At 50.8% G+C, this 1,846-nt stretch carries 2 protein-coding genes; both read left to right on the top strand.

The genetic code is table 11. The features are described from left to right. Nucleotides 1-1,091, top strand: a 1,091-nt coding sequence (locus tag WMO44_RS14850) for a VirD4-like conjugal transfer protein, CD1115 family (RefSeq protein ID WP_349153036.1), incomplete at its 5' end; no start/stop codon positions are given. A 137-nt stretch (nucleotides 1,092-1,228) separates the two neighbouring features. After that, nucleotides 1,229-1,444 (top strand): Maff2 family mobile element protein, encoded by a 216-nt coding sequence (locus WMO44_RS14845; RefSeq protein ID WP_015565186.1) that lies wholly within the window; start codon nucleotides 1,229-1,231, stop codon nucleotides 1,442-1,444. Nucleotides 1,445-1,846 lie beyond the last annotated feature (402 nt).

Below are 1,846 nucleotides of genomic sequence, written 5' to 3'. Positions count from 1 at the left end.
TGATGACCAACACCAAAGGTGAAGGTCAGGGCGGCGACCCATTCTGGGACAAAGCGGAACGGCTTTTGCTGGTTTCATTGATTGCCTATCTGCATTATGAAGCCCCGGTTGAGGAGCAAAACTTCGCAACACTGCTGGAAATGTTGAATACTATGCAGGTTTCGGAAGATGATGAAACTTATCAAAATCCGGTAGACCTGTTGTTTGAGGATCTGGGCAAGAAGAAGCCAAAATCCTTTGCAGTGCGGCAGTACAAACTTTATAAACTGGCTGCCGGCAAAACGGCTAAGTCCATCCTTATTTCCTGCGGTGCCCGGCTCGCACCCTTTGATATTCAGGAAGTCCGGGATGCCACCATGTACGATGAGCTGGAACTGGACAAGCTGGGTGACCGGAAAACGGCGCTGTTCCTTATCATGAGCGATACGGACAGTACATTTAACTTCCTGATCTCCATGATCTACACCCAGCTTTTCAATCTGCTCTGTGATAAGGCAGATGACCAATACGGCGGCAAACTGCCAGTCCATGTGCGGTGCCTGATCGATGAGTGTGCTAACATCGGTCAGATTCCGCAGCTGGAAAAGCTGGTGGCTACCATCCGCAGCCGTGAGATCTCGGCGTGTCTGGTCTTGCAGACCCGCAGCCAGTTGAAAGCCATCTACAAAGATAATGCGGATACCATCGTGGGCAATATGGACAGCCAGATTTTCCTCGGCGGCAGTGAGCCTACCACCCTGAAAGATCTTGCCGAAGCACTCGGCAAGGAAACCATCGACAGCTACAACAATTCAGATACCCGTGGCAATAGCCCAAGCTATGGCACCAACTATCAAAAACTCGGCCACGAACTTATGAGCCGGGATGAACTGGCGGTGCTGGATGGCGGCAAGTGCATCCTGCAATTGCGGGGTGTGCGCCCGTTTATGAGCGACAAGTACGACCTGACCCAGCACCCGAACTACAAGTACACCTCCGACTATGACCCCAAGAACGCACTCGATATCGAGAAGTTCTTGAACCGAAAAGAAAAAATCCACCCAGACGATACCTTTGTCATGGTGGATGCTGATTCACTCCCGCCCGCCTGATAAGACGAGCGGTTATTTTTTACCCATTGACCCAACAGGTACACCGGAAAATCAGCCTTCGCCGTGGTTTTCGGCTTTTTGCAAACGGATTTCAGGTGTGTGCAGAGTCACTTTTTCAAAACAAAGGAGATTTTTCTATGGAATTCTTTAACAGCGCAGTGGACGTTCTGAAGACTCTGGTCGTGGCATTGGGTGCCGGTCTGGGCGTGTGGGGTGCCGTCAACCTGATGGAGGGTTACGGCGGCGATAACCCCTCCGCAAAAAGTCAGGGTATGAAGCAGCTGATGGCTGGCGGCGGCGTTGCCCTGATCGGTATCACTCTGGTGCCCCTGCTGAGCGGTCTGTTCGGCTAATCTTTTCCGGGCGGCGATTGCCGCCCCGTACATATTTACTTGCAAGTGTTTCCAGCCCCTCCGTGGCAAACGGATTCTTATCACAAGAGGAAACGCATTGCAAATCGAATATTCACCTTTATACTGAAAGGACGGTGCTATTATGCAGATTCTGACTCACCTTATTTTTCTGCTCAACCTGCTCAAGACCCTTATCAACCATTTTTCTTGATAGGTGGTGGCGCTGAGTGGAAACAGTTCTCAAAGCGATCTCAGATTGGATCAAGTCGCTGCTGACAGCGGCGATCATGTCCAATCTTTCCGGCTTGTTTGATGATGTGAATACCCAAGTGGGCAACATCGCACAACAGGTCGGCACCAAACCATCCAGTTTTGAACCGAGAGTTTTTGCCATGATTGAAG

The sequence above is a fragment of the Faecalibacterium tardum genome (genome assembly GCF_040096515.1).
Lineage (GTDB): Bacteria > Bacillota > Clostridia > Oscillospirales > Ruminococcaceae > Faecalibacterium > Faecalibacterium tardum.
Note: the sequence above shows the minus strand (reverse complement) of the source record. Positions and strands in the feature narration are given on the sequence as shown.